Source organism: Luteolibacter pohnpeiensis, assembly GCF_016595435.1.
Lineage (GTDB): Bacteria > Verrucomicrobiota > Verrucomicrobiia > Verrucomicrobiales > Akkermansiaceae > Luteolibacter > Luteolibacter pohnpeiensis.
Map to the genome: position 1 here is coordinate 1 of NZ_JAENIJ010000081.1, position 2,957 is coordinate 2,957.

Sequence of the window (2,957 nt, forward strand, 5' to 3'; positions counted from 1 at the left end):
GCGACCGAAAAATCACCCTCTGCTCAACACCCCGCGCCAAGAATACGTTGAAGTCTTCCACCGCAGCCGCTACAAGAAAACCGCTTAATCCCGTGACATTCATGTCTGACCGTCTATTCACATTCCTACGGTGTGCATGCCTTCGACGCAATCCATCTGCATGGGCACTCGACGATGACCATTCTCTGGAAAGCCGAATTTTAGCCACCTGTCTTTTCCGTATTCTCTGAAAGTGAACTTCAGATGTGACCTAAATTGTGGAGAGGAGCGATTCATGTTTTCGCTACCGAACGATAGAGTGGTGGTTCGGCTTGTAGTATTTAGTAGTTGATGTGGCTTTCATGGAAGAAGTCAGTGGCTCTCTCGTCCGGTATCCAGCAGTCTCCATCATGAACGTAGACTACGCAGGAAACCATATCAGGCTGGGGGCACCGATAGAGGGGATCGACGGCGTGATCCGCACGACGAAAGACTTTGGCCATCCTCGAAAATTCCTCGACCGAAAACCTGTCGATCTTATCGGACGGGAAAAATGGAGGATCAAAGGAGTTAGGAGGCGCGGACTCATCGGAAGTGTTATCGGGCGCGTGAGCGTAGATCACGAACACTCTCTGGGGTTACGGTGGGCCGACACTCTTGCGAGAAAACAATTGTTTGAGTTTGCCCACCATATTTCCGAGCGAACGTTCAATGCCCGTTGCCTGTAACATCTTGTTCGATCTTTGGGATTTCCAGGGTGTTGCTTTGGATCTTGACCGGGATGTTCCCCTTCCTAACGCCGGGGATCACAGCAAGCCGATCGAGACTCAAGGAGACCGACTTTCCTGCTATACTCTGAGGCGTCACAGGAGTGTCGTGAGGATAGACCAGTTCTTCAAGCCTTGCTGTCCATTTGATCTCACCGTTGCTTTTTAGCTCGCGATGCCCCGAAAACCAATGAGAGGTCAAAAGCTTCCGTAAGTAGTCTTTGTCGTAAAAGTTGTCTTTGTCCTGACCTCCCTCTATAGAGAATCGGCCCTCGATCTCCTTGTCGTTCAAAATCAGCTCCAACTTCTCTGTCGAGGAGTTCTTGAGTATGACGGAAATGGAACCTCCCCCAGCGGAATCATAGGCGATGACCAACGAAAGAGCCTTAGCGTAATCGATAACTTTGTCAGATGCGAGTCCTCCCTGGGCGAGACATAGGAGGGTTAGGAGTGAAATGAAACGTTGTTTCATTTGGATCGAACGTCGAAGGCCTGGCACCCGCTACCGCGAGTGGCCCACCGATTTTGTTTGAGGTTTGTCGCCGCCCTCCGGGTCCAACTCGGCGCGGGTAGCGGGTTGTCCAGCGCCGGCTTGTTCTGCCTTGGTTTTCTTCGCCAGGATCATTCCATCGGGGGAAACCTCCAGCAGAATCTTGTGCTCCAGCGGATCGTCGCCGGAATACGACGGGAGTGGCCTCATGAAAATCGAGTAAATCAGTCTACCCTTGGAATCCCATCCTTCGACCGTCGATCTACCTCTCGGTCGCAACTGGTCACTATCTGGGGCGGGATAGCCAGTCATCGCCTGATAGCTCGGAAACGCCACCTCTACGAACTTCGAGTTCTTGACCAGTGCGAAAATCTTGGTGTGCGAGTAGAATCTATCATCGATGATCACGGCAAATGCTTTCGAGTCAGGACGCCAACTCACTCGCACATGCTCTCGAAGTGGACGCGCATCATCACCCGCCGCTCCGAAATATTCGATGGAGGCGAGAACCCGGCCAGTGTCCTTCTGAGTCACCTCGATCTGCGGGAAGCTGTCACCCTTCCATTCTGGGGAGATCTTTGGGTCTCGATCGATATCCATCACTGCGTGGGCCTTTCCGTCGGGTGAGAGCGAATTCGGCACCTCAGGAGTGTCCGCAACCGCAAGACCCGTGCAGGCTAGGAGAGTGAGAATTGTGAGTCTCATTTTTTGGCAGAACGTCAAAGTGGTGGCACCCGCTACCGGGAGCGCCAGACCGACACAGGGTAAAGGTTTCTAATCACGGCTCAATCTCCGACTCTCGGCGGGGTAGGGGGGGCACTCACCTCTTGTTTGCACTTCTTATTACTGTTGCTTCCAGTAGATCAAGATGGGCATGAACGCCATAAAAACAAGGATTATGACGTTCCATGATACTCGCGCCCAAAATCGTATCGGGCGATCTCGTCTGGACAGTGGTATGCCGCTTGCCCCTGCTTCGCCAGTGCGGATATTCACCGCAATAGTCCATGCAAAGAATGCAACCCCGCAATACCAGCCAAGCATTAGTAATATAGTCCATAGCGGTTTCATGGGATCTTAAATATTGCAGAACGTTTTAGGTCAGACGCGATCATAGATGGCGCGGAGGCTGCGCAGCAGCATTTCGTGACAGCCATGATCGTTGTCAGTAGTGACTGGTTCGGCTCAGTGGCTTTCATCTCATGTAGTATAGAGTATCGCAAAACTGAGGATCTCTCTCAATGCGCCTGAAAATAAAATCATCGATTATCGCATTCCAGTATTCTGCTTTTTTTTGATCGGGAGTGGTGTCGCGAATAAATCCTTCTTCCGATAACGCCGCAAAATCTATGGAAAGCGTCGAACGGCTCCATTTTTCTTTTTTGAGGTCATCCGGTAGCCAATCAACTGTGCAAAAAATTAGAAATATAAGCTGGCGTGCTTCTTCTTGGCTCAACGAGCCACCAAATCGTGATCGAACAAAACTAGAGAGTTTCGACGACATGGTTTTCTTTGCCGAACGTCAGTGGCCTGGCACCCGCTACCGGGAGCGCCCCTCCGATTCTAGTTGAGGTTTGTCGCCACCCTCCGACTTCGAGTCGGAACGGGTAGCGGGTTGTCCAGCATCGCCTCATAAGTTCGATTTCAGCCACAACAAAGGCTACACCACTCGTTCCCAAATGGAACCCAAAACGGCCGCGTGATGCAATCTGAAGCGCCGC

3 protein-coding genes are annotated in these 2,957 nt (G+C 51.7%); all 3 read right to left on the reverse strand.

Annotation, left to right across the window (positions count from 1 at the left end):
* Positions 1 to 687 precede the first annotated feature (687 nt).
* The 3 genes from JIN85_RS19965 to JIN85_RS19975 all read right to left on the reverse strand — a co-directional run bounded on the left by JIN85_RS19965 (position 688) and on the right by JIN85_RS19975 (position 2,740).
* Positions 688 to 1,218 (reverse strand): hypothetical protein, encoded by a 531-nt coding sequence (locus JIN85_RS19965; RefSeq protein ID WP_200274162.1) that lies wholly within the window; start codon positions 1,216 to 1,218, stop codon positions 688 to 690.
* 30 nt (positions 1,219 to 1,248) lie between these two features.
* Entirely contained in the window at positions 1,249 to 1,941 is a 693-nt protein-coding gene (locus tag JIN85_RS19970; RefSeq protein ID WP_200274164.1) for a hypothetical protein, read from the reverse strand.
* Between the two features lie 490 nt (positions 1,942 to 2,431).
* Positions 2,432 to 2,740, reverse strand: a complete 309-nt coding sequence (locus JIN85_RS19975) for a hypothetical protein (protein ID WP_200274166.1) — start codon at positions 2,738 to 2,740, stop codon at positions 2,432 to 2,434.
* Positions 2,741 to 2,957 lie beyond the last annotated feature (217 nt).